The 25736-nt window shown below is 42.2% G+C and carries 27 protein-coding genes; 26 read left to right on the top strand and 1 reads right to left on the bottom strand.

All coding sequences use genetic code 11. The features are described 5' to 3' along the window. Positions 1 to 167 precede the first annotated feature (167 nt). Positions 168 to 386: a hypothetical protein gene (locus EKM65_RS02555; RefSeq protein ID WP_125605189.1), complete on the top strand. Its 219-nt coding sequence runs from the start codon at positions 168 to 170 to the stop codon at positions 384 to 386. A gap of 427 nt (positions 387 to 813) precedes the next feature. Here the strand turns inward: EKM65_RS02555 and EKM65_RS02550 are convergent, their stop codons facing one another. Then, the gene (locus EKM65_RS02550) at positions 814 to 2160 is read right to left on the bottom strand and encodes a Mur ligase family protein (RefSeq protein WP_125605186.1); all 1347 of its coding nucleotides are present in this window, start codon (positions 2158 to 2160) and stop codon (positions 814 to 816) included. Between the two features lie 172 nt (positions 2161 to 2332). Here EKM65_RS02550 and EKM65_RS02545 point away from each other — a divergent pair, with 172 nt between their 5' ends. The 25 genes from EKM65_RS02545 (at position 2333) to sufB (ending at position 25690) form a co-directional block, all read left to right on the top strand. Beyond that, positions 2333 to 2935, top strand: coding sequence for a thymidine kinase (locus EKM65_RS02545; protein ID WP_125605184.1), 603 nt, complete (start codon positions 2333 to 2335; stop codon positions 2933 to 2935). Further along, complete coding sequence (gene prfA / locus EKM65_RS02540; RefSeq protein ID WP_125605182.1) at positions 2935 to 4029, top strand: peptide chain release factor 1; 1095 nt, start codon at positions 2935 to 2937, stop codon at positions 4027 to 4029. The genes EKM65_RS02545 and prfA overlap by 1 nt, the downstream gene beginning before the upstream one ends. Continuing rightward, on the top strand, positions 4010 to 4855 hold the full coding sequence (gene prmC, locus EKM65_RS02535; protein ID WP_125605181.1) for a peptide chain release factor N(5)-glutamine methyltransferase: 846 nt from the start codon (positions 4010 to 4012) through the stop codon (positions 4853 to 4855). Before prfA ends, prmC begins: the two co-directional genes overlap by 20 nt. Before the next feature lie 20 nt (positions 4856 to 4875). Continuing rightward, the gene (locus tag EKM65_RS02530; protein ID WP_125605253.1) at positions 4876 to 5916 is read left to right on the top strand and encodes an L-threonylcarbamoyladenylate synthase; all 1041 of its coding nucleotides are present in this window, start codon (positions 4876 to 4878) and stop codon (positions 5914 to 5916) included. A 997-nt stretch (positions 5917 to 6913) separates the two neighbouring features. Then, on the top strand, positions 6914 to 8152 hold the full coding sequence (glyA, locus tag EKM65_RS02525; protein ID WP_125605179.1) for a serine hydroxymethyltransferase: 1239 nt from the start codon (positions 6914 to 6916) through the stop codon (positions 8150 to 8152). A 68-nt stretch (positions 8153 to 8220) separates the two neighbouring features. Continuing rightward, complete coding sequence (gene upp, locus EKM65_RS02520) at positions 8221 to 8850, top strand: uracil phosphoribosyltransferase (RefSeq protein ID WP_125605177.1); 630 nt, start codon at positions 8221 to 8223, stop codon at positions 8848 to 8850. 252 nt (positions 8851 to 9102) lie between these two features. Further along, positions 9103 to 9816: a F0F1 ATP synthase subunit A gene (gene atpB, locus EKM65_RS02515; protein WP_125605175.1), complete on the top strand. Its 714-nt coding sequence runs from the start codon at positions 9103 to 9105 to the stop codon at positions 9814 to 9816. Between the two features lie 24 nt (positions 9817 to 9840). Then, the gene (atpE, locus tag EKM65_RS02510; RefSeq protein WP_125605174.1) at positions 9841 to 10056 is read left to right on the top strand and encodes a F0F1 ATP synthase subunit C; all 216 of its coding nucleotides are present in this window, start codon (positions 9841 to 9843) and stop codon (positions 10054 to 10056) included. 49 nt (positions 10057 to 10105) lie between these two features. Beyond that, positions 10106 to 10624: a F0F1 ATP synthase subunit B gene (gene atpF, locus EKM65_RS02505; protein ID WP_125605172.1), complete on the top strand. Its 519-nt coding sequence runs from the start codon at positions 10106 to 10108 to the stop codon at positions 10622 to 10624. Then, positions 10611 to 11162: an ATP synthase F1 subunit delta gene (gene atpH / locus EKM65_RS02500; protein ID WP_125605170.1), complete on the top strand. Its 552-nt coding sequence runs from the start codon at positions 10611 to 10613 to the stop codon at positions 11160 to 11162. The genes atpF and atpH overlap by 14 nt, the downstream gene beginning before the upstream one ends. A 23-nt stretch (positions 11163 to 11185) precedes the next feature. Then, positions 11186 to 12700 (top strand): F0F1 ATP synthase subunit alpha, encoded by a 1515-nt coding sequence (atpA, locus tag EKM65_RS02495; protein ID WP_125605168.1) that lies wholly within the window; start codon positions 11186 to 11188, stop codon positions 12698 to 12700. A 42-nt stretch (positions 12701 to 12742) separates the two neighbouring features. Then, the gene (locus tag EKM65_RS02490) at positions 12743 to 13675 is read left to right on the top strand and encodes a F0F1 ATP synthase subunit gamma (protein WP_125605166.1); all 933 of its coding nucleotides are present in this window, start codon (positions 12743 to 12745) and stop codon (positions 13673 to 13675) included. Between the two features lie 32 nt (positions 13676 to 13707). Then, positions 13708 to 15123 (top strand): F0F1 ATP synthase subunit beta, encoded by a 1416-nt coding sequence (gene atpD / locus EKM65_RS02485; RefSeq protein ID WP_125605164.1) that lies wholly within the window; start codon positions 13708 to 13710, stop codon positions 15121 to 15123. Between the two features lie 13 nt (positions 15124 to 15136). Continuing rightward, positions 15137 to 15574 (top strand): F0F1 ATP synthase subunit epsilon, encoded by a 438-nt coding sequence (locus EKM65_RS02480; protein ID WP_125605162.1) that lies wholly within the window; start codon positions 15137 to 15139, stop codon positions 15572 to 15574. A gap of 385 nt (positions 15575 to 15959) precedes the next feature. Further along, complete coding sequence (locus EKM65_RS02475) at positions 15960 to 16190, top strand: DUF1146 family protein (protein ID WP_125605160.1); 231 nt, start codon at positions 15960 to 15962, stop codon at positions 16188 to 16190. A 14-nt stretch (positions 16191 to 16204) separates the two neighbouring features. After that, positions 16205 to 17524 carry a UDP-N-acetylglucosamine 1-carboxyvinyltransferase gene (gene murA, locus EKM65_RS02470; RefSeq protein WP_125605159.1) on the top strand — a complete coding sequence of 440 codons (1320 nt, stop codon included), beginning with the start codon at positions 16205 to 16207 and terminating at the stop codon, positions 17522 to 17524. Positions 17525 to 17554: 30 nt separating this feature from the next. After that, complete coding sequence (locus EKM65_RS02465) at positions 17555 to 17740, top strand: DNA-directed RNA polymerase subunit beta (protein WP_125605157.1); 186 nt, start codon at positions 17555 to 17557, stop codon at positions 17738 to 17740. Between the two features lie 11 nt (positions 17741 to 17751). Continuing rightward, positions 17752 to 18057 carry a membrane protein insertion efficiency factor YidD gene (yidD, locus tag EKM65_RS02460; protein WP_125605155.1) on the top strand — a complete coding sequence of 102 codons (306 nt, stop codon included), beginning with the start codon at positions 17752 to 17754 and terminating at the stop codon, positions 18055 to 18057. Between the two features lie 3 nt (positions 18058 to 18060). Further along, positions 18061 to 18282 (top strand): DUF2969 family protein, encoded by a 222-nt coding sequence (locus EKM65_RS02455; protein ID WP_125605153.1) that lies wholly within the window; start codon positions 18061 to 18063, stop codon positions 18280 to 18282. Between the two features lie 81 nt (positions 18283 to 18363). Next, a complete protein-coding gene (locus EKM65_RS02450) occupies positions 18364 to 19563 on the top strand; it encodes an FtsW/RodA/SpoVE family cell cycle protein (RefSeq protein ID WP_125605151.1) in 1200 nt (399 codons plus the stop codon). 963 nt (positions 19564 to 20526) lie between these two features. After that, entirely contained in the window at positions 20527 to 21315 is a 789-nt protein-coding gene (sufC, locus tag EKM65_RS02445; RefSeq protein WP_125605149.1) for a Fe-S cluster assembly ATPase SufC, read from the top strand. A 12-nt stretch (positions 21316 to 21327) separates the two neighbouring features. Continuing rightward, positions 21328 to 22614: a Fe-S cluster assembly protein SufD gene (gene sufD, locus EKM65_RS02440; protein ID WP_225420376.1), complete on the top strand. Its 1287-nt coding sequence runs from the start codon at positions 21328 to 21330 to the stop codon at positions 22612 to 22614. Continuing rightward, positions 22583 to 23809 carry an aminotransferase class V-fold PLP-dependent enzyme gene (locus tag EKM65_RS02435; RefSeq protein ID WP_125605147.1) on the top strand — a complete coding sequence of 409 codons (1227 nt, stop codon included), beginning with the start codon at positions 22583 to 22585 and terminating at the stop codon, positions 23807 to 23809. Before sufD ends, EKM65_RS02435 begins: the two co-directional genes overlap by 32 nt. Beyond that, positions 23806 to 24255, top strand: a complete 450-nt coding sequence (gene sufU, locus EKM65_RS02430) for a Fe-S cluster assembly sulfur transfer protein SufU (RefSeq protein ID WP_125605145.1) — start codon at positions 23806 to 23808, stop codon at positions 24253 to 24255. Before EKM65_RS02435 ends, sufU begins: the two co-directional genes overlap by 4 nt. Continuing rightward, entirely contained in the window at positions 24248 to 25690 is a 1443-nt protein-coding gene (gene sufB / locus EKM65_RS02425; protein ID WP_125605143.1) for a Fe-S cluster assembly protein SufB, read from the top strand. The genes sufU and sufB overlap by 8 nt, the downstream gene beginning before the upstream one ends. The last annotated feature ends 46 nt before the right edge of the window (positions 25691 to 25736 follow it).

The following is a 25736-nucleotide window of genomic DNA, read 5'->3' as shown; positions in this document are numbered from 1 at the left end:
CGGAAACTAAAACTGTTTTGTTGTGGTTCTTCGCGCTTGCGCAAAGGTTGCATCGGAAGTGTAGCGAGTACCGTGAGGGAAAATAAATACTTTCGCTGGAACTAATCAAAAAGGTGGAAACTAAAACTATTATGTTGCGGTTCTCTGCACTTGCACAAAGGTTGCATATGAAACTTGCGGGTGCCGTGGTGGCAAATAAATACTTTTCGCTGGAACGTAGTGGGCGTCGATTTGAGCCGATTAAAATACCAATCGTCTCAAATGCGAGCCTTAATGTAGGCAATAAATTGCCAACATTAATGTCACTACTGAGCGGTATTTATTTGCCACCACTTAACAAGCAAGAGGACAACCTTTGCGCAAGCGCAGAATTGATGAGTGCTTGAATTACCTTCCAATTTTAGGAGTACAAACTTACAGTTTAGTTGTACTAACGCACATTCGTCAGTGCCGGAGGGAAATCGCGGTCAGCCGCGGAATTCTTGTTAATGGTTTACCATTTACAAGAAAGCTTGAGTTTGAGACAAATTGGTTTTGATTTGGCTCAAACCAATGCTCGCAGCGTTCCACCAGCGCATTTCCCGCAGGCACGAAGAATAGCGACATAACAGTTTTAGGATTTAGTATTGATAATATTTAAATTGATGTACTTTTCGTTCTGCTTAATCGACGCTCGCAGCGTTCCACCAGCGTATTTTCCGCAGGCACGGAGAATAGCAACATAACAATTCGAGAAACAATACAACACAAGGAAGTAGCTTCAAGGCAGATAAAAACGGCCACGACAATTTCTCGTGACCGTTTATTGATTGCTTAAAAGCCTGCAGAAACAATACCTTGAGTAGCTAATTGTTTACGTAGCGCAAGCATGGCGGTGTATGTTGTTAAGATATAAAGTTGATCATCAGGTATTTGGCCTGCTTTAGCGATGAAATCTTCGAGTGATTCAGATTCAATCACACTTTCATCTGGAGCACCGGCAACTTTAAAACGTAATTTAATATCTTTCATTCGTTCGCCCCCGACGATAACCTCTGGAATGTCGGAGAATGGCAGACCCTCGAATTCGCCGTCCCAAATCCAACTGGTATCTTTACCATCGGCTGCGTGAGCGTTTAATAGGAAACCGAGTGAATAGGGATGAGGGTCGGTTTTGATTAAATCAAAAACTTGATTCAAGCCAACCGGATTTTTGACTAAGATAATAGTGGCGTGTTTGCCGTTTAACTTGATGACTTCCTGACGTCCAAAAACTTGTTCGTCGTAATTGAAGGCATTGGCGATTTTATCATGATCAATGCCCAAGAAATTAGCCATCGTGTAGGCTGCTAAAGCATTATAAATGTTATACATACCACCGACGTGGACGGTTAAAGTCTGCTTGTTAATAATGAAATTGGAGAAAGTTGGCCGCAATTCTTGCACCGCGGTCACCGCGTCAGTTAATTCTGGGCGGCTAAAGCCACAGTTGGGACAGAAATAGTCGCCTAAGTTTGCATAAGTGATCATGTGGTAGTGTAAAATATGCTGGCAGACTGGGCATAAAATGCCGTCAGAATTAAAGCTGGCCCGCAAGTTTTTACTTTGATCATCATTGTTGTCAAAACCATAATAAATTGTTGGATTAGGTAATTTAGTCGAGTTGAAAATAGGTGCATCGCCGTTAGCAATAATGGTTGCTTCCGGAGCTAATTTGATGCCATCAAGAATTTTTTGATAAGTGGTGTAAATTTCACCATAACGATCCATTTGATCACGAAAGATATTCGTTAATAAGAATGCCTTTGGTGTTAATTGCTCGCAGACCGGCGCCACATTTGCTTCGTCGACTTCTAAAACTGCTAGAGGACGTTTGCCTTTTTTAGGCGCAGAGAGAAATGAGGTGACAATTCCTTGCAGCATATTAGAGCCACTAGGATTGGTTAAGATCTCATCATATTGTTCTTTCAGAATTTTTGTGAGTAAGGAAGTTGTCATTGTTTTACCATTAGTACCTGTAACAATGATAACGTCGTAATCTTTGGCTAAATGGCCCAGAATTTTAGGATCAATTCTTGTGGCGATTTTGCCTGGGAATGAACTGCCACCGCTGCGGAAGTTGTGCAGGAACCAGTAACTGCTCTTTCCAACAAGGCTGGCAAAGGCGGCCCTTATTGACATAGTGATAACCTCGATCGTTTCAGAATTCGTACTGGTCTATTCTACCATACTTTCTAGTAGCTGAAAAATTTGAATTGTCTATTAATTCACAATATTGAAATCAATTAATCTAGGCAATTGGTCGATTTTCGGTTATACTAAAAAGCGGAAATTAAAAACTGGAGGCAAAAATATGGCGCAACTATTTTTTCGTTATGGTGCGATGAATTCTGGGAAAACAATCGACATTTTAAAAATTGCCCACAATTACGAAGAAGAAAACAAATCAGTTTTACTCATGACGAGTGGAATGGATTCTCGTGACGGCGTTGGGTACGTTGCTAGCCGCATTGGCTTGAAACGTAAAGCCAATCCTATTTTTGCCGAGACGAATTTATTCGAGCTGGTTAAACAAATGAATCCTGATGCCTCTTGTGTTTTGATTGATGAGGCGCAATTCTTGGAAAAGCATCACGTTTTAGAAGCGGCCCGAGTTGTTGATGAATTGCACATTCCAGTGATGACGTTTGGCTTGAAGAATGATTTTCGTAATGAATTATTTGAAGGTTCTAAATATCTGTTACTTTATGCGGATAAGATAGAAGAAATTAAAACGGTTTGCTGGTTCTGTCATCGCAAGGCTATTATGAATCTGCGCATTAACAATGGTCGACCTGTTTATGAAGGTGATCAGATTCAAATTGGTGGTAATGAGTCCTATTATCCGGTTTGTCGTGAACATTACAATCATCCATTATTGAATAATATTGATAATTCTGTGGAAGGAAGCAACTAATGGATAAAATTTTAGCACAATTAGATGGGTTAATTGATCGTTATGATGAATTAACTGAAATGATGGCTGATCCTGAGGTCATCGCAGATACGAAACGTTATTTGGAAGCTTCGAAGGAATCAGCTGGCATGGCTGATATTGTGACCAAGTACAAACGTTACCGCGAGGTCGTTAAAGAAATCGCTGAGAATGATCAAATGATGCGTGAAAGTGATGATAAAGAATTAGCTGACTTAGCTAAAGAAGAGTTAGCTGATTTAACGACAGAACGCGATCAACTTGAAGGCGAAATCAAGTTGATGATGGTACCCAAAGATCCTAATGATGATAAAAATATTATCATGGAGATTCGTGGCGCTGCTGGTGGTGATGAAGCGTCATTATTTGCGGCGGACTTGTTGGACATGTATCATCATTACGCTGAACGTCAGGGCTGGCATTTCGAATTAATTGATGAGAATCGTACCGAAGTTGGCGGGTTCAAATCAGTTGCCGTGATGATTACTGGCGAAAATGTTTATTCAAAATTAAAATATGAAAATGGTGCCCATCGTGTTCAACGAGTGCCAGTAACTGAATCTCAAGGTCGCGTGCATACCTCAACTGCAACAGTTGCGGTCATGCCAGAATATGATTCAGTTGATCTCGATATTGACCCTAAAGATATTCGGGTCGATGTCTACCGTTCATCTGGTGCCGGTGGTCAGCATATTAATAAGACGTCTTCAGCCGTTCGGATGACCCATATTCCTTCTGGTATTGTGGTCGCCATGCAGGACCAACGTTCACAACAACAGAACCGGGAAAAAGCAATGCAGATTTTACGTTCCCGAGTTTATGATTATTATGAGAGTCAAAACCAAAGTGAATATGACGCAAGTCGTAAATCAGCGGTTGGTACTGGGGACCGTTCGGAACGAATTCGGACTTATAATTACCCACAAAACCGTGTGACCGATCACCGAATTGGTTTAACTTTAAACAAGTTAGATCGGATTATGAATGGTGATCTCGGTGAAGTGATTGACGCATTAATTGTGTCTGATCAAACGAAGAAGTTGGAGCAAATCTCTGATGACGCCGACCAACTATAAAGAGGCCCTGGATTGGGCTTTTTTGCTGTTGCAAGAAGCTAATTGCGATCCAGAAGCGGCTGAATATGTCTTATTAGAGCGGCAAGATTGGCGCAAGACGGATTTATTATTGAATGAACGGCAACCAATTCCAAGTAAAGTTTGGCAACAATTGCAACAAGACGTGGCGCAATTAGCGACTGGGTTGCCAGCCCAATATTTATTAGGTTATGCTTGGTTTGATGGCCTCAAGCTAAGCGTTGATTCCGCCACGTTAATTCCACGGCAAGAAACGGAAGAGTTGGTTAGTTGGATCAGCGAATGTTATCCAGCTGCCGCCAGATTGCGTTTTTTGGATATTGGTACTGGAAGTGGTGCCATTGCCTTAGCTTTGCAGCGACGTTTCCCTCAGAGTACGGTTGTGGCAACGGATATTAGTTCTGAAGCGTTAAAAGTTGCAAGTAAGAATGCGACCGCTTTGCAATTACCGTTGACATTTTACCAAGGTGATTTATGGCAAGCTTTGCCTAAGGATGAGCCACTGTTTGATGTGATTGTTTCGAATCCGCCCTATATTGCAGCTGATGAGAAAAAAGTAATGGATTATTCCGTTTTAAACTTTGAACCGCAGACGGCGCTTTTTGCTGATCATCAGGGCTTGGCAATTTATGAACGACTTGCAGCTAATGTGGCTCATTATTTGCAACCAAAGGGTAACCTATTTATGGAGTTCGGTTACCAACAAGCCGTAGCTATTCAATCAATATTTCAAACAACACTGCCAAACCATCAAGTAGAAATTCGGCGGGACATGGCGAATTGGCCGCGGATGGCGCGGGTATATTAATTTATTTTGAGGTGATTATGATGGAAACAAAAATTTATCAACGACAAGATATTTCAGAAGCGGCAGCGGCGTTACGAGCCGGCAAATTGGTTGCTTTTCCCACTGAAACAGTTTATGGATTGGGTGCCGTCATTAACAACGAGGCTTCGGTTCATCAAGTATATGCCGCCAAGGGTCGGCCGAGTGATAATCCATTGATTGTCCATGTTTGTTCACCAGAAATGGTTTGGCAATATGCACAGCCTAATGCTTTAGCGGCCGAATTAATGGAGAAGTTTTGGCCGGGTCCGTTAACAATTATTTTGCCATTACAACCGGGAAAATTGCTGGCGGCCGTTACCGGTGGTTTAGATACATGTGCTTTTCGCATGCCTAATAATGCCGCAACATTAGAATTGATTAAGGAAACGGGGCTACCGATTGTCGGCCCATCCGCTAATACGTCTAGCAAGCCTAGCCCGACTTTAGCTGAACACGTTTATCATGATTTGAATGGTAAAATTACCGGCGTTTTGGATGATGGTCCGACCCAAATTGGTTTGGAGTCGACAGTCATCGACTTGAGTGTTACACCTGCCGCAATTTTACGTCCGGGTTATCTGACGGCTGCTGATTTGGAACCAATTTTGGGTAAGGTAGATACTGAACAACATCATGTTGCCGCCAATGAAGTGCCTAAAGCACCTGGCATGAAGTACAAACATTACGCGCCCAATGCCCAAGTCTTAATTGTTAAACCAGAACAAGATTTCACGGCTGCTGTAGTCGAAACGTTACAACATTATCCGAAGAAATTCGGGGTGTTGGCGTTCGATCAACAATTAGAAAAATTGCCGCAAGATGAGCGGTTAGATCAATATTCATTAGGAGTCGATGTTAGCACAGGTGGGCATCGTTTATTCGCCGGTCTACGAGATTATGATTTGCAACCAGAAATTAAATTGATTTTAGCAGCTGGCGTTCCAGAAGTGGATTTAGGCATTGCCTATATGAATCGTCTGAAAAAATCAGCTGGTGGTAAGTTCTATACGGCAGGCATGGATTTACGTGATGAGATTTAGGTGAACTATGTTTTTCTCCGTGCCTACGGAAAGGTTGCTCATTGGGTATAGCTAGTACCGTGACGAAAAATAAATACTTAGCGCTCGAATGTGGCGGACACTGCCTGATTAAGATAGTGGCAACTAAAACTGTTCTGTTGTAGCTCTCCGCACTTGCGCAAAGGTTGCATATGGGGTGTAGCGAGTACCGTGAGGGAAAATAAATACTTTGCGCTGGAACGTGGTGGACACTGCTTGAAGCCAATTTTTCAAATTGTCTCCAAGACAGGTCTTGTTTGTAAGTAATAAATTACTAACAACAATTTCACCACTGAGCGGTATTTATTTTCCCTCACTAAACAAGTAAGATGGCAACCTTTGCGCAAGTACTGAATTGACGAGTGGTTGAACTATTTTCTAAGTTTGAGAAGTACAAACTTAAAGTTAAATCACATCATAGCTTGTTAGTCAGTGCCGGAGGGAAATCGCGGTCAGCTGTGAAATTGTCGTTAATGCTTTAGCATTTACGACAAGGCCGAACTTTAAGACAATCGTAGATTGGCTTAAAGTCGAGCCCACAGCGTTCCGCCAGCGCATTTCCCGCAGGCACGAAGAAGTGCAGCATAACAGTTCTAGGGCCTAGTATTAGTATTCAAGACGAATTGGTTTTGATTTGGCTCAAATCAATGCTCGCAGCGTTCCACCAGCGCATTTCCCGCAGGCACGAAGAAATTCAACATAACAGTTCTAGGGCTTTGCACCTACGAGAAAGAATTGATTTGTATTCGGCTTAAAACAACACTCACAGTTTTACCGGCGTATTTTCTGCAGATACGCACAAGTAAGCTTCTAAGGACAAAAACGGTTGCCTATAACGAATGAGAAAAGTCAGAAGTCAGAGCTATTTCTGACTTTTTTAATGCAAGAAGTAAATAATTAATGAAATAACTCGTTTCGGGTATTTCGTTTCGAATTATAATTAATTTTGAGTATAATGAGCACATGAGGAGGTTTGCCAATGACATTTATAGAGAAAGATCGAGAAGTTTGGCGCGCAATTCATCAAGAGGAGGCGCGTCAGAAGCAGAATATTGAATTAATCGCTTCTGAAAATATTGTTTCTGATGCAGTTCGTCAAGCTCAAGGCAGTGTTTTGACGAATAAATATGCTGAGGGTTATCCAGGACACCGCTTTTATGGTGGTTGTGAATATATTGATGAGGTCGAAACGTTAGCAATTGATCGTGCTAAGGAGTTGTTTGGCGCAGAATATGCTAATGTGCAACCACATTCTGGTTCACAAGCAAATGAAGCTGTTTATCGGGCTTTATTACAACCAGGTGACCGCGTTTTAGGAATGGATTTAACTGCGGGTGGTCATCTGACTCACGGTTCACCGGCTAATTTTAGCGGTAAAACTTATGAGTTCCATAGTTATGGGGTTAATTGCGAGACAGAACAATTGGATTATCAGGAAATTGCGGCGATTGCTGAGCGAGTACAACCTAAATTGATTGTTGCTGGTGCGTCGGCATACAGTCGGACCATTGATTTTGCAAAGTTCCGTGAAATTGCTGATCAGGTTGGCGCAATGTTGATGGTGGACATGGCTCATATTGCCGGGTTAGTTGCCGCTGGCGTTCATCCTAATCCAGTACCATATGCCGATGTGGTCACGACGACAACACATAAGACTTTACGTGGTCCTCGTGGCGGTATGATTTTAGCAAAAGAAAAATATGGTAAGGCCTTGAATTCCGCTGTTTTCCCAGGCACGCAAGGCGGTCCGTTGGAACACGTGATTGCTGCTAAAGCAATTGCACTAGGTGAAGCCTTACAGCCTGAATTCAAAACTTATGCGCAACAAATTATTAAGAATGCGCAAGCAATGGCAGAAGTCTTTAACGCTGATCCAACTTTACGGTTAGTTTCTGGTGGAACGGATAATCATTTGTTATTGCTTGATGTTACCAAGACTGGTCTCTACGGTCGTGACGTTCAAGAATTAATGGATAGTGTTCAGATCACTTTAAATAAAAATACGATACCTTTTGAGGCTAACGGTCCTTTCAAAACCAGTGGTGTGCGTATCGGTACACCAGCTATTACAACGCGGGGTATGAATGAAGCAGATGTCAGAAAAGTAGCACAGTTTATTATCGCCATCATTCAGAATCACGATAACGCTGAGCAAATTAATAAACTTCATCAAGAAATAAATGCGTTTGCAGAAAGTTTTCCAACAAATTGGTCTTAATCTGGTGGAATTTTAATGCTAACTAGCTTATCATTGATATGATTTAAAATTTGAAAGGTGGCAAAAGTATGGGAAAGTTTACCGTTTTGAATCACCCACTGATTCAACACAAATTGACGATCATCCGTGATAAGTCAACTGGTACCAAAGTTTTTCGCGAGGTTGCAAATGAAATTGCAGAGTTAATGGTGTATGAGATCACGCGAGATTTACCTTTGGCCGATGTTGAGATTGACACGCCAATGGGTAAAACGGTCCAGAAGCAATTGGCTGGGAAGAAGTTAGCTGTTGTGCCAATCTTGCGGGCAGGATTAGGTATGGTTGACGGCGTATTGCAGTTGATTCCTGCTGCAAAAGTTGGACATATTGGCATGTATCGTGATGAAAAAACGTTGGAGCCGCATGAATATTTCGTTAAATTGCCACCGGATATTGATCAACGCGACTTATTCATCGTTGATCCGATGCTTGCCACCGGAGGCTCAGCAAATATGGCCATCGACGCTTTGAAGAAGCGTGGTGCCAAAAATATGCGGTTAGTTGTCTTAGTTGCTGCTCCTGAAGGTGTTCGTGCCGTTCAAGAGGCACACCCAGATGTTGATATTTATGCTGCCGCGTTGGATGAACGTTTAACGGATAATGGTTATATTTTCCCTGGACTTGGTGATGCAGGCGACCGCTTATTTGGTACTAAATAGTTAAAATTGCGCAGAAGCTTTCATCAATCAATGGGATATTTTCATTTGTCATTCAACGACATCATTGATGATGAAATGTTGATAGATCAATCTTTAGTCAATTAAAAAAATTAGAGATAAAATTTGACTTTCTTTGACGTTGATGCAGCCACAAATGTTTTCACAGATTTTCTTTGAGTTTTACATTTGATGGTGCTAATATGGAACTTGTGCATTTGAGACTAGGTCTTAAGACCGGGAAGGAGGCGCGCTTTGGAGAGCAAGTATCAATACCTAACATTCTTAGGCCTTCGCTTTAATCTCGCAAACTGTCTGTCAATTTTGATCACAGCTGGATTGGTTTTCTTTTTTGTCTTTGTACTTTCAAGGAAACTTACACTGAAACCGGGAAAGCGACAGAATGTCTTAGAGTATTTGATTGATTTTACCAACGGTATTGTTAAGTCGATCATGCCAGGTGATGAAGGTAAACCATTTTACTTTTATATTTTTGTTTTGTTCACATTCATCCTATTCTCGAACATGCTTGGATTATTCTTCCAAGTCAGAGTAGGCGGTTTTACCTTTACTAAATCACCAACAGCAGATCCAATGGTAACAATGCCATTAGCAATGGTGACGTTATTGATGTCGCATTACTTCTCAGTTCAAAAGTTTGGTTTCAAGGGCTACTTGAGCAATTATGTTCATCCTGTTGGCTTCTTGTTGCCAATCAACTTGATCGAAGAGTTTACCAACTTCTTGACGTTGTCGTTACGACTTTACGGTAATATCTATGCCGGTGAGGTTTTGATCGGTTTGCTGATTATGGTTGCTCAAAGTATGGGACTGGTTAGTGCAATCATTGCGGCACCAATGACAATGATTTGGCAAGGATTCTCAGTCTTTATCGGTGCGATCCAAGCATATGTATTTTCTATATTATCTTGTGTTTATTTCTCACGTAAATTAGAGCGTGAAGAATAATATTATTTAGGAGGAATTATATCAATGAGTAAATATATCGCCGCAGCAATTGCCGCAGGACTTGCTGCCTTAGCTACTTCTTATGGTAACGCGAAGGTTATTTCTAAGACTGTCGAAAGTATGGCACGCCAACCAGAAGTTGCTGGTCAATTAAGAAGTACAATGTTCGTCGGTGTCGGCTTGATTGAAGCCGTTCCTATCTTAGCTATCGTCGTTGCCTTCTTAATCCTCTTTGTCTAAGACTCAGAGTAATTTGGATTCACAATCTTAGAAGAAGGGAGCGTTATTCATGGCGAATGGATTAGTCATTGCTGCAAGTGCTAGTTTAGGTGATTCGTTGTTCTTAATTGTCACATTTATCTTATTACTCTTGCTCGTTAAGCATTTTGCTTGGGGGCCAGTGATTAAGATGATGGATGATCGTGCTAAAAAGATCTCGGATGATCTTGATGGCGCAGCAACTTCTCGTCAACAAGCAGAAAAGATGGCTGCACAGCGTCAGTCAGAATTAAAGAATTCTAAGTCTGAAGCATTGCAAATTGTTAACACGGCTAAAGAAAACGGCGAAAAACGTCGTCAAGAAATTCTGACAGCTGCTCAAAACGATGCTGCTGCCGTTAAGGTTAAAGCTCGTAATGATGCAGAGCAGGCGCGTACTGAAGCATTGAATAGCGCACGTCAGGATGTTGCCCAGATTTCTGTAGATATTGCTGAAAAGATGATTGGCAAAGAGTTAAATGCAGCAGATCAAAAAGACTTGATTGATTCATACATTAAGGGGTTGACGACTGCTGATGAAACTAGATAACTATACTGTCGGCAAACGTTATGCCAAAGCTCTTTTTGAGTATGCGACTGAACAACATATTTCAGATGATATTTATGCTGAATTATTAACATTACGGCAAGTATTTGCTGATAATCCAGATTTAGGCAACATTTTAACTGATTCACGGTTAGATTTAAATGAGAAACGTGACGTTTTAGCTGTTTTGAAGCCTAACTTCTCGCAAACGTTGCAAGATTTTCTCCAATTAATTTTTGATTATCGGCGGATGTATGATCTTCAATTCATCATTGATGAGTTCGAAGTGTTGTACGATAAGGCGAATGGTCGTGTCGAAATGACTGCGACAACTGCCGTACCGATGACTGAAGAACAGATTGAGAAGATTGGTGCAGCTTATTTGCAACGTTTCTCAGGTCAAACTGCAACGGTTACTAATATTGTTAAACCAAGCATTATTGGTGGTGTTGTCATTGATGCGCAAGATCGTCGAATTGACGGTAGTGTGCAGACAAAGCTGAATCAGGTTCGTGAGTTATTGGCTCAGCCATTGAAATAAGATAGAAAAGTGAGGTGAATCGGTTGAGCATCAAAGCTGAAGAAATTAGTGCATTAATTAAACAACAATTAGCTAACTATCAAGATCAACTTAAGGTTGATGAAGTCGGCACTGTAACTTATGTTGGTGATGGTATCGCACGGGCACATGGTTTAGATAACGTGATGTCTAGTGAGCTACTCGAATTCTCCAATGGCTCTTATGGTATCGCTCAAAATTTGGAAACTAATGATGTTGGTGTTATCGTCTTAGGTCGATTTGATGATATTCGTGAAGGCGATACTGTCAAACGTACTGGTCGGATTATGGAAGTTCCTGTTGGTGAGGAAATGATTGGTCGTGTTGTTAATCCTTTAGGTCAACCAGTTGATGGTTTAGGACCAATCCATACAACACGTACTCGTCCTATTGAATCTCCAGCACCTGGCGTTATGCAGCGTCAGTCAGTTACCGAACCTTTACAAACAGGCTTGAAGGCAATCGATGCCCTAGTACCGATTGGCCGTGGTCAGCGGGAGTTGGTCATTGGTGACCGTAAGACAGGTAAGACATCAATTGCGATTGATACAATTCTTAATCAAAAAGGCCAAAACACAATTTGTGTGTACGTTGCAATTGGTCAAAAGGAATCAACTGTTCGGACACAGGTTGAAACATTACGTCGATTTGGTGCGTTAGATTACACCATTGTTGTTGAAGCGGGTCCTAGTGAACCAGCTCCTATGTTATATATTGCCCCTTATGCTGGTTCAGCAATGGGTGAAGATTTCATGTATCGTGGTCAACATGTCTTAATCGTCTTTGATGATTTGACGAAACAGGCTGCTGCTTATCGTGAAATATCATTGCTACTCCGTCGTCCGCCTGGTCGTGAAGCATACCCTGGTGATATTTTCTACTTGCATTCACGTTTACTCGAACGTTCTGCTAAGTTAAGTGATGATCTTGGTGGTGGTTCAATGACCGCGTTGCCTATTATTGAAACACAGGCTGGCGATATTTCTGCCTATATTCCAACCAACGTTATTTCCATTACTGATGGTCAGATCTTCTTGGAAAGCGATCTGTTCTATTCTGGTACTCGTCCTGCTATTGATGCTGGTAATTCAGTATCACGTGTCGGTGGTGCTGCTCAGATCAAGGCAATGAAGAAAGTTGCGGGTACGTTACGTACTGACTTAGCTTCATATCGGGAATTGGAATCATTCGCACAATTTGGCTCTGACTTAGACGAGGCAACTCAGTCTAAGTTGAATCGTGGTCGGCGAACGGTTGAAGTTTTGAAACAACCGTTACACAAGCCATTGCCAGTTGAGAAGCAGGTTGTGATTCTTTATGCCTTAACAAGAGGCTATTTAGATGCGGTACCCGTTGATGACATCGAACGTTATCAGAATGAATTATTTGATTTCTTTGATAGTAGCCACGCTGACTTATTGGAAACAATTCGTACAACTGGTAATTTGCCTGATGAAGATGCAATGGCATCTGCTGTTAAGGCCTTCAGTGAGGGCTTTACACCAACAGGCAAGAACTAATCAAGTCGTTTCAATTATAAGTTAGCAAGGAGTGGTGAATAATTGGCTGAATCGTTAATTGATATTAAACGACGGATTGCGTCTACTAAGAACACTGGGCAAATTACCAGTGCGATGCAGATGGTCTCCGGCGCTAAGCTGATCAAGCTAGAAAATAAATCGCAAAATTATCAAGTTTATGCCAAAAAAATTCGTGAGATCGTCACCCATCTTGCAGCTAACAAAGTTTTGGAACTAGCAGCGATGCGGCAACATGCCCAGAGCAAGTCCGGAACAACTGATGAAGATGTGCTATCTTTGAACAACTTATTAGTTGAGCGTCCGGTTCAAAAAACTGGGTATTTGGTTATTACTAGTGATCGTGGTTTAGTCGGTGGATATAACAGTAACGTTTTACGTTCAGTTATGGAAATTTTAGACGATCACAAGAATCCTAGTGAACATGTTGTGATGGCAGTTGGTGGTACGGGTGCTGAATTTTTCAAGGCTCGCAACATTCAACTTGCTTATGAGTATCGTGGTGTCAGTGATACGCCTACTTTTGATGAGGTTCGGGAAATTGTCAAGACAATGGTAACGATGTTTGATGATGGTGTTTTTGATGAACTTTATGTTTGTTATAACCACCATGTCAACTCATTGTCATCAGCTTTCCGCGCTGAAAAGATGTTGCCAATTACTGACCTGGATACCGATCATGTTCAAAATTCAGAAGCAACTGAATATTTAGCTGATCCATCTGTTGATGCAGCCTTAAATGCGATCTTGCCGCAATATGCGGAAAGTTTGATTTTCGGTGCGATTATGGATGCTAAAACTGCAGAACATGCTTCGTCAATGACAGCAATGAAGAGTGCAACGGACAATGCTAACGGCATGATTCGTGATCTTTCCATTAAGTTAAACCGAGCACGTCAAGCACAGATTACAACAGAAATCACCGAAATTGTTGGTGGCGCTGCTGCTCTAGAATGATAAATTTTTAAAGATGGGAGGAATTAAGACGCATGAGTGTTGGTCATATTGTTCAGGTTATCGGACCAGTTGTGGACGTTGAGTTCCCACTAGACGAAAGTTTACCTGACATTAATACAGCATTAACAGTGGCGAAGTCTGATAAGACGACAGTTGTCTTGGAAGTTGCGCTTGAACTTGGCGATGGCGTAATGCGGACAATCGCTATGGAATCAACTGACGGTCTGCAACGTGGTACCGAAGTTAAAGATACAGGCGGTCCAATTTCTGTACCTGTTGGTAAAGAAACTTTGGGTCGTGTCTTTAACGTATTAGGTGACACAATTGATGCCGGGCCTAAATTCCCAGCTGATTTTCCACGCGAAGGCATTCATAAACCTGCGCCTAAATTCCAAGATTTAAGCACAAGTTCAGAAATTTTGGAAACTGGTATCAAGGTTATTGACTTGCTTGAACCATATATTCGTGGTGGTAAAGTCGGACTATTCGGTGGTGCCGGTGTCGGCAAGACTGTCTTGATTCAGGAATTAATTCATAATATTGCTGAAGAGCATGGTGGTATTTCCGTCTTCACTGGAGTCGGTGAACGTACGCGTGAAGGTAATGACCTTTACTTCGAAATGAAAGAATCAGGTGTTTTGGAGAAAACGGCCATGGTCTTTGGTCAGATGAATGAGCCGCCTGGTGCCCGGATGCGTGTTGCCTTAACTGGTTTGACTATTGCGGAATATTTCCGTGATGTTGAAGGTCAAGATGTTTTGTTATTCATTGACAACATCTTCCGCTTCACTCAAGCCGGTTCTGAGGTTTCCGCATTACTCGGTCGGATGCCATCAGCCGTTGGTTATCAGCCAACATTGGCTACTGAAATGGGTCAATTACAGGAACGAATCACTTCAACTAAGAAGGGTTCCGTTACTTCAATTCAAGCCATTTATGTGCCAGCCGATGATTATACCGACCCTGCACCAGCAACAACGTTTGCTCATTTGGATGCGACAACTAACCTTGATCGTAAAATCGTTGAGCAAGGTATTTATCCAGCCGTCGATCCATTGGCAAGTTCTTCGAGTGCCTTGGATCCAGAAATTGTTGGTCAGAAACATTACCAGGTTGCAACAGAAGTACAACACATCTTGCAACGCTATCGTGAGTTACAAGATATTATCTCAATCTTAGGTATGGATGAATTGTCTGATGACGAGAAGGTCTTAGTTGCCCGTGCTCGTAAGATCCAATTCTTCTTATCTCAGAACTTCTTTGTTGCCGAGGCCTTTACTGGTCAACCAGGCTCTTATGTACCAGTCCAAGATACAGTTGCCGGTTTCGGCGCAATCTTAGATGGTGAATATGATGATTTGCCTGAAGATGCTTTTCGTAACGTTGGTAAAATTGAAGAGGCTGTTGTTAAAGCAGAAAAGATGGGTTACCATCATCAAGGCAAATAGGGAGGCATGAGTGATGGCGGAAAATACCAACAAAGTAGTAACCGTTAATATCGTAACGCCAGATGGTGTTGTTTACGACCATCATGCTAACTTACTTGTAGCGTGTGCAATTGATGGCGATTTAGGTATCATGGCCAACCATGAACCTATTATTGCCCCTTTAAAGATTGGTGAAGTTCGCGTTAAACGAACGGATGATCCTGATCATGAGGATTCAATTGCCGTAAATGGCGGTTTCTTGGAAGTTAACAATAATGTTGCCTCAATTGTGGCAGACAGTGCTGAACGTTCACGTAATATTGACGTGACACGTGCGGAACATGCCCGTGAGCGTGCTCAGCAGAAGATTAAAGCTGCTGAAGCCCAACATGATGCTAATGAAATTGCCCGTGCTCAGATTGCCTTGAACCGTGCAATCAACCGAATCAATGTTTCTAAACATCGCGGATAATAGCAAAAATAACGGACCTGAGGACAAAATCCTAGGTCCGTTTTTTGCGTTTAGTGGTGCTGAAAGCAACTGTGTGTCGTGTATTTAAGCGTGAATCTTGCTGCGTTGGCACGCATCAATCTTCCCGTTTAAATACAAACACCCAAGCCGTTGCTTTGAGCGCTCTGATTTGAAACGCGCTCAAGGCAACTGATTGCTATGCTTAAAGAGAAATCCCATCTGGGTTGACACCCAGCTGTGCTTTTTCTTTAAGGCTACGCAATCAACCCGTTGTCTTTCGCGCTCTTTTAAATTTCATTATTTTTTTGCTAAAAAGGTTGGTTGACGGTAAAATAAAAGCTAGATATGGTAAACTTAGCATTAAACTACTCTTGGAGGCTTGTGCATGAATTCTGTGAATTTGCAGGCGTTGTTTACGATTTTAAGTCACTTGGTTTTTGTTTATTTAGCTTATTCTGCCTTATCAGTTGTGCGTTTTGATGTTTTTTTCCATGCACATCAAGAGAATAAAAGTCGAATTTTGAAGATTTTTTTAGCGATTGCATTAGGTTATGCGGTTAGCTCGTTTTTATTGTCTGTGATCACGAATTTGCAGAATGTTTTGTTTAGTTATTAATAAAGGGGTCCATAATGGAAGAAATTATTATTAACGGTGGTCACCGGTTGGTTGGAACCGTTGAGATTGACGGTGCAAAAAACGCGGTGTTGCCGATCATGGCCGCAGCATTACTTGCTGAAGAAGGCGTTAATCAAATTGAAAACGTGCCATTACTTGCAGATGTTTTGACAATGCGTTCAGTTTTGGAAGCTTTAAATGTGCATACTGAATTTGATGAACGGGAACGCGTTTTGATGATCGACGCAACTGGGAAACTTTCTGAGGAAGCACCTTTCGAGCTAGTCTCACAAATGCGTGCTTCGATTGTCGTTTTAGGGCCACTACTAGCACGCCAAGGCAAAGCTAGGGTAGCAATGCCTGGCGGTTGTGCAATTGGTTCTCGACCGATAGATTTGCATTTAAAAGGCTTGCGCCAATTGGGCGCTCGAATTACGCAAAATAACGGGTTTATTGAGGCTGAAGCCAGCAAATTAATTGGTGCGCCGATTTATTTAGATTTTCCAAGTGTTGGGGCAACCGAGAACATTATGATGGCCGCAACTTTAGCCGAGGGAACAACTTATATTGATAATGCCGCCCGTGAACCAGAAATCGTTGACTTGGCGATTTTTTTGGCAAGTATGGGTGCTAAAATTACCGGTGCTGGAACCGAGACAATCAAAATTGTTGGGGTATCAGAACTAAACGGTACGGTCCATCAAGTGGTTCAAGATCGAATTGAGGCTGGAACTTTCATGGTTGGCGCCGCTATCACCCAAGGTAATGTTTTGATCAAAGATGCTGTTGCGGCTCATAATCGCCCTTTGATTTCTAAATTATTAGAAATGGGTGTCACCATTGATGAATTGCCAGAAGGCGTCCGCGTCGTTGGTCCCGAACATTTGCAGCCGGTTAATGTCAAGACGATGCCTCATCCAGGTTTTCCGACGGACTTACAACCGCAAATGACGATTGCCCAGTTAATGGCTGATGGCACCAGTTTGATGAATGAGACAGTGTTTGAAAATCGCTTTATGCATGTCAACGAATTGCGGAGAATGAACGCGCAAATTGAAATTGAAGGTAATACTGTGTTGCTTCACGGCCCGACACAGTTGCATGGTGCGCCTGTAGAAGCAACAGACTTGCGCGCTGCTGCTGCATTGGTATTGGCGGGATTAGTTGCGACCGGGGAAACACGGGTTAGTAAATTACATTATTTAGATCGTGGTTACTATTTATTGCATCAGAAGTTGAGTCAGTTGGGCGCTGATATTCGTCGTAGTGATGTCGCTGAAGATGGTACCGAACGTCCGGTTTTGAACGTGATAAGTAGTTATCCTTCAGTATAAAGAAAAGACGTAGATAGTCGGAGTGATTAAATGAGATTTAAAGTGAGCGGTTCATATGCAGGTGCAGTACTCAAAAAAATTGGTTGGTTAATTATCGCCATTGTGGTTGCTGTTTTAATTGGCGCAATAATTGGCTATGCTATTTCTGGAGTCGGTAGTCCTTTAACAGTATTCTCACCAAAAACTTGGGAGCATATTTTGGATTTCTTACGTTAGAGGCAAATTAAATGAAAAAGATTTTTATTTGGTTAATTCGCTGGTATCAAAAATATATTTCGCCCTTGTCACGACCACATTGTCGCTATTATCCAACTTGTTCTAATTATATGTTGCAAGCAGTCGAGAAACACGGTCCTTTTGCTGGACTAATTATGGGGACAGCACGAATTTTGCGTTGCAATCCTTTTGTTCGTGGCGGATTTGATCCAGTGCCAGATAATTTTACGATTTTTCGCAATCCTCATCCTGAACGCTATGAAGATCAAATTATCGCGGCTAAGTTTCATCCAGATAAAGTAAAAGTTAAGGAGTAATACATGGCAAAGCAATTAGATCCAATTCAAGTGAAGTTAGTTGATCAAGATGATGAACATTGGGAATTACAAACAGCGAAGGGGCAAATGATTGGTCGAATTGTTGCTGAGAATAAACGATTTCTCAGTTATTATGGTGCCGACAATGCCAACCCCGGTCGTCACAAGACGTTAAGTGAAGCAACACAAAACTTATTAATGACTTATAATTTACATCAGCACTAATGGTGTAGATTATAGTTAGCTACTAGACAGGTTTCTAACTAGTGGTTTATTTTTAAAGAGAACGATAAAAGGTAGGTTAGTATGCCAGCTAGAAAACATTCGTGGAGTGGAAATACCGATCGTATTGATTACGGTATTCTTTTGTCGATTTTAATCTTGGCTATTTTTAGTATCATGGCGATTTATGTGGCGACGGTTCATGATACCAGTCCCACTAGCACACCATTGCGTGCCGTTGTCATGCAACTGGCTTGGTACGTAATTGGTGGCATTGCGGTGATTGTCATCATGCAATTCGACGTTGGCCAACTTTGGAAAATTGCACCTTATGCTTATGGATTAGGAATTATTCTGTTAATTTCTGTTCTGTTCTTGTATGATCGTCAACGTGCGGCGTCAAATGGTGCTAGAAGTTGGTTTGCCATTGGTAGCTTTACCTTTCAGCCATCAGAAGTTATGAAACCAGCTTTCATTATCATGTTAGGACGCGTCGTCACTCAGCATAATTCGAAATTCAAACACACGGTTCAGAATGATTTTAGGCTCCTAGGTAAAATGTTAATTTGGACATTGCCTATTCTTGTTTTGTTAAAACTACAAAATGATTTTGGGACGATGTTGGTCTTTCTGGCGATTTTTAGTGGTGTGGTTTTAGTTTCCGGCATAACGTGGAAAATCTTGGCGCCGGCGATTGCTGCTGTAGTGTTAGTGGGTGGCTTAGCCATTTTATTAGTTACCACTTCTTGGGGACGAAGTTTACTGGGGATGATTGGCTTTCATGCCTATCAATTTGATCGAATTAATAACTGGTTAAATCCTTCGCAAGATACGAGTAACAGTGGTTATCAATTATGGCAAAGTATGAAAGCAATTGGTTCCGGACGAATGACCGGTCGTGGGTTTAACGTTTCAAAGGTTTATGTACCCGTTCGAGAATCAGATATGATTTTCTCAGTGATTGGTGAGAATTTTGGCTTTATCGGTGGTTGCTTCTTGATCCTGGTGTACTTCATGTTGATTTATCAAATGATCAAGGTAACGTTCGATACAAAAAATGAATTTTACGCCTATGTTTCAACTGGTGTGATCATGATGATTTTGTTTCACGTCTTTGAAAACATCGGGATGAGTATCGGTCTCTTGCCGCTGACGGGTATTCCATTGCCGTTCGTATCGCAGGGTGGTTCGGCATTGTTAGGGAATATGATTGGTATTGGTCTGATTATGTCGATGCGCTATCATTATAAGAGCTACATGTACAGTCGCGTTAATCAGCGTTAATTAAAAGAAGTCATGACGAATTTTTCTTCGTTGTGGCTTTTTTTGACAAAATTGTTGTGGTTCTCCGCGCTTGTACAAAGGTTGCTAATGAGATGGTGGCGGATACCGTGGCGGTAAATAAATACTTTCGCTGGAACTAATCAAAGTGGTGGAAACCAAAGCTGCTATGTTGTGGTTGTTCGCGCTTGTGCAAAGGTTGCTGATGAGATGTGGTGGATATCGTGGCGGCAAATAAATACTTTCGCTGGAACGTAGTGGGCGTCGATTTGAGCCGATTGAAGGGCAAATCGTCTCAAATACGAGCCTTAATGTAAGCAATAAATTGCTAACATTAATGTCACTACTGAGCGGTATTTATTTGCCGCCACTTAGCAAGCAAGATGGCAACCTTTGCGCAAGCACTGAATTGGTGTGTGGTTGAATTACCTTCTAATATTTAGAAACACAAAATTGTGGTTAAGGCGGCACTAACGCACTTTTGTCAGTGCCGGAGGAAAATCGTAGTCAGCCGCGGAATTCTTGTTAATGGTTTACCATTTACAAGAAAGCTTGAGTTTGAGACGAATCGGTTTTTATTCGGCTCAAACCAAGCTCGCAGCGTTCCACCAGCGCATTTCCCACAGGCACGAAGAACCACAGCATAACAGTTCTAGGGCTTACCGCTCTGAATAAAGTTCACATTCAAGATAAATTAGTTTCATTCGGCTCAAACCGATGCTCGCAGCGTTCCACCAGCGTATTTCCCGCAGGCACGAAGAAGTACAAAATAACAGTTCTAGGACTGATCGTTGACGAACAAACTTAGATTTGAAATAAACTATTTAGAATTTTCGCGGTGAGATGTGATTTAGATAATAGTCATTCTAATTGGCCGCTGACGGTTGCAATTGATTTTAGGCAGTAATAGAATTAGGTGGTTATATAGAATTGGTATATTCGTAAATTAAAATAGTGAGGTAAATTATGGCAAACTTAACGGTCAAAAATCTTCACGTCCGCGTGGATGATGAGAGTGAGCACAAAGAAATCCTCAAGGGTGTTAACCTTTCAATGAATAGTGGTGAGATTCATGCCATTATGGGTCCGAATGGAACTGGTAAATCAACACTTTCGGAAACAATCATGGGCAATCCGCGCTACACGATTACTGAAGGCGATATTATTTTAAACGGTGAGAGTTTACTAGGTAAACCTGTTGACGAACGCGCTCGCGCCGGTTTGTTCTTAGGGATGCAGTATCCTGCAGAGATTATGGGTGTGACTAACGCTGAATTTATGCGGTCAGCAATTAATGCTCGGCGCCCTGAAGATAATCCGATTTCTGTACGAGCTTTCATTAAAGAGCTAGATAAGAATCTTGAAATATTAGATATGAATGAAAAAATGGCTGAGCGTTATTTGAACCAAGGCTTTTCTGGCGGCGAGAAGAAACGTAATGAAATTTTGCAATTATTGATGATAAAACCAACCTTTGCCATTCTTGACGAAATTGATTCTGGTCTCGATATTGATGCGATGAAAGTTGTTGCTAAGGGTGTTAATTCAATGCGTAGTGACGATTTTGGCGCCTTGATTATTACACACTATGAACGGTTGTTGGATTATATTACGCCTGATGTTGTTCACGTGATGATGGGTGGTAAAGTCGTTAAATCTGGTAACGCTAGTTTGGCAACTAAACTGGAAGATGAAGGGTACGCTGGTTTACGTGATGAATTAGGTCTTGATGTTAAATTGACGGATGAAGAGTAGGAGGTGAGTTCTGTGAAAAAACAACCTTTTACAACTGCAGCTGACTTAAAGGCGTTCAGTCAAGCGCATCACGAAACTGCTGCGATGACCGCCATCCGTATGACTGCCTTGCAACAATATTTAGATTTACCGTTGGCAGAGTTTCCCAAGATTAATTATCGCCGTTGGTTATTAGATGAAGGTCAACCTTTCGTTGCAAATAATACGTCTGTTGTGGCTCAACAACCAATAACAGTAAACGTCGATCAACAAGGGACAAAACCAGCCACGATTAAACTGTCTGCAGAGGCGCAAGCAACCGGCGTTGTTGTCTTAGACTTTTTTACGGCCCAGGCGCAATATCCGGAGTTATTTGCTAAGTATTATATGACACTGGCATTACCAAAATCTGCACATCAACTGGCGGCTTATCACGCGGCGTCGGTCAATAGTGGTGTTTTCATCTACGTTCCGCAAAATGTTAAATTGACGGAACCACTGACGCTGAATTTTCAGCAAGATACAACAACAGGACAAACTTATGTCCATCATGTCTTGCTCGTTGCTGGTGAGGATAGCGACCTGACGATTTTGGAAAGTCGGCAATCTGACGATGAGCAAGTAATTAGTGGAAATATCGTTGAAGAATTAATTCTTGAGCAAGGTGCTCACGTTCACTTTACCGCGATTGATCGCATACAAACGGTTGCATATTTGGCTCGGCGCGCGTATCTAATGAAAAATGCGCGGCTTGATTGGGCACTCGGCTTAATGAATGACGGCGATATTTTATCAGATTTTAATACGGATTTGGTTGGTGAAGGTAGTCATACAGAGTTTAAGGCCGTGGCGATTGCAACCGGAAGTCAGTCTCAAGGTGTGACGACCCGGATTACGAACTACGGTCAACATACAGAAGGTAATATTTTACAACACGGTGTGATTTTGTCGGATGCGACGTTAATCTTTAATGGTATTGGGCATATTGTACGTGGCGCACGTGATTCTGATGCGCAACAAGAGAACCGAGTCTTGATGTTGTCGCGGACTGCACGCGGTGATGCTAATCCTATTCTCTTAATTGACGAAAATGATGTTCGTGCTGGTCACGCAGCCTCTGTTGGTCGTGTTGATCAATCACAAATGTATTATTTAATGAGCCGTGGTCTGTCGAAAGATGTGGCAGAACGATTAGTGATTCGTGGATTCTTAGGTTCTGTTTTGGCCGAGATTCCTTCGGCTGAGGCACGTGATGCCTTGAAGCGTACCATTGAAAGGAAGTTAATTGATGGTCAAAAACATCGCGATAGCGCGGAATGATTTCCCCATTCTCAACGAAAAAATTAATGGTGAGCCATTAACCTACTTAGACAATGCGGCAACGACGCAAAAACCGCAGGCTGTGATTGACGCATTAACCCATTATTATGAACATGACAATGCCAATATTCATCGTGGCGTTTATACCTTAGCTGAACGAGCGACTGAAGGGTACGAAGGTGTGCGACAACACGTTGCCAAGTTCATTCATGCCGCAACGGACGAAGTTATTTTCACCCGGGGAACGACAACTAGTTTGAATTGGGTCGCCTTAGGTTTTGCGAGTCAAGTCTTGCAGGCTGGTGATGAAATTATCATTACAGTGATGGAACATCATAGTAATCTTGTGCCGTGGCAACAGGCCGCCCAACGCGCCGGTGTAAAGTTACGTTATGTAGAAATAAATGAGCAAGGTGAACTTGATTTAGCTCAGTATGCTGATTTGTTAAGTGCTAAAACCAAAATTGTCGCTTTTACACATGTGTCGAATGTCTTGGGAACAATTAATCCCGTTAAACAAATGACTAAGATGGCTCATGATGTCGGTGCCTACGTCGTCGTCGATGGTGCACAGGCTGTTGGTCATTTTAAGGTTGATATGCAGGACCTTGATTGCGATTTTTATGCTTTTTCAGGCCACAAAGTTTACGGACCAACTGGTATTGGGGTACTGTATGGCAAGCGGGAATTGTTAACCTTAATGAATCCAGTTGAGTTTGGCGGCGAAATGATTAATCTGGTTCAGCGTCAAATCACTGACTTTAAACCTGCCCCAGAGAAGTTTGAAGCAGGCACAATGCCGATTGCCCAGGCAATTGGTTTGGGTGCGGCATTGGCTTACATCGAAGCAATTGGCTGGCCAGCGATTGAAGCACATGAACAGGAATTAGTTAACGCTGCTTATGCGCAACTAGCAGCTATTGAAGGTTTGACAATTTACGGACCGCCTGCTGGACCAACACGTTCAGCTTTGATCACCTTTAATTTAAATGGTGTTCATCCTCATGATGTGGCAACAGTTTTGGATACACAAGGCGTTGCTGTTCGTGCAGGACATCATTGTGCGCAACCTTTAATGCAGGCGCTAGGTGTTTCTGCGACAACGCGAGCCAGCTTTGGTTTGTACAACAATCAAGCTGATGTTGATCGACTCTGCGCAGCACTTGTTGAAACAAAGGAGTTCTTCCAAGTATGAATTTAGGCAATTTAAGTGATCTTTACCGACAATTAATTCTCGATCATGCACAACACCCACATCATCACGGCGACCTCGCTGCTGCTGATCAGACGGTAACATTGAACAATCCCACTTGCGGCGATGTGATTAAGTTGCAGGTTGAATTAAAAGATGATCGTGTTGCTGATATCGCGTTTAGCGGTGACGGCTGTTCAATTTCCCAAGCATCGGCAAGTATGATGACTGACTTGGTGAAAGGTCAGTCACTGACTGACGTTCAGCATGAAATTGCAACATTTCTGGAGATGCTAATGGGCAACTCTGGTGAGGATGAAGATGTCGATGCATTAGGTGATGCTGCTGTACTAGCAACGGTTATCAAATTTCCAGCTCGGATTAAATGTGCGACGTTAGCGTGGAAAGCCTTAGAACAAGCGATTGGAGAGGCCAAGAATAATGAGTGAAGCAAAAACAAAAAACACTAAAAATAATGAAGAGTTAGAAAATACCGTCCCTGATCTCGGTGAGAACTACGATTATGGGTTCAGCGATAATGTTAAGCCAGTTTATTCGACTGGCCGCGGCTTAACTGAAGCGACCGTCCGCGAGATTTCTGCGGAAAAGAACGAACCAGAATGGATGCTGGAATATCGACTGAAGGCTTATCGGACTTATTTAAAAATGCCCATGCCAGATTTTGGCCCAGATTTATCCGCTTTGGATTTAGATCACATGTTGTATTATCAAAAGGCGACCGATCGGCAATATCGGGATTGGGAAGAAGTCCCCGATACCATCAAAAATACTTTTGATCGCTTAGGTGTGCCTGAGGCCGAACGTAAATATTTGGCTGGGTCTTCCGCGCAATATGAATCAGAAGTGGTTTATCATAACATGCGTGATGAATTCGAGAAGCTGGGAATTGTCTTCATGAGTACTGATCAAGCGCTGAAAGAATATCCAGATTTGGTGAAGCAATATTTCGGGACCTTAGTGCACATGAATGATAATAAATTTGCCGCCTTGAATTCGGCCGTTTGGTCTGGGGGTACGTTTATTTATGTACCTAAAGGTGTGAAGACAGATATTCCGATTCAGTCGTATTTCCGCATCAATGCCGAAAACTCGGGTCAGTTTGAACGAACGTTAATTATTGTCGATAAAGATGCTAGTGTGAATTACGTTGAGGGTTGTACCGCGCCTAACTATTCTTCTGACAGTTTACACGCGGCCGTCGTCGAAGTCTTCGTCGAGGATGACGCTTATTGCCGTTATACGACGATTCAGAACTGGTCGAAGAATGTTTATAGTCTTGAGACCAAACGCGCTCAAGCAATGAAGAACGCCACAATGGAGTGGGTCGATGGTAATCTTGGTTCTAAAACAACGATGAAGTATCCGAGTGTTTACTTGGATGGTGAAGGTGCGCGAGGCACGATGTTGTCGATTGCTGTTGCTGGCGAAGGCGTCATTCAAGATAATGGTGCCCGCATGATTCATGCGGCTCCAAATACGTCGAGTTCAATTGTTTCCAAGTCAATTTCTAAAGATGGCGGTGCTGTCAATTATCGTGGGACGGTTCGCTTTGGCCGCGATAGCGATGGTTCTTTCGCTCATGTGGAGTGTGACACGATTTTAATGGATGAACGATCCACGTCGGATACTGTACCGTTTAACGAGATTTTAAACGGTAATGTCGCCATGGAGCATGAGGCAAAGGTCTCGAAAATTTCAGAAACACAACTTTATTATTTAATGAGCCGTGGCATTCCCGAAGCCAAAGCAACAGAAATGATCATCATGGGCTTCGTTGAACCGTTCACCAAAGAATTGCCAATGGAATATGCCGTTGAGTTGAACCGCTTGATTTCGTACGAGATGGAAGGCTCTGTTGGCTAGATCGACACGTAAGAACGTAACTGCAGATTAGCAGTTACGTTTTTTT

Origin of the sequence: Lapidilactobacillus bayanensis (genome assembly GCF_003946695.1) — a bacterium.
Lineage (GTDB): Bacteria > Bacillota > Bacilli > Lactobacillales > Lactobacillaceae > Lapidilactobacillus > Lapidilactobacillus bayanensis.
Note: the sequence above shows the minus strand (reverse complement) of the source record. Positions and strands in the feature narration are given on the sequence as shown.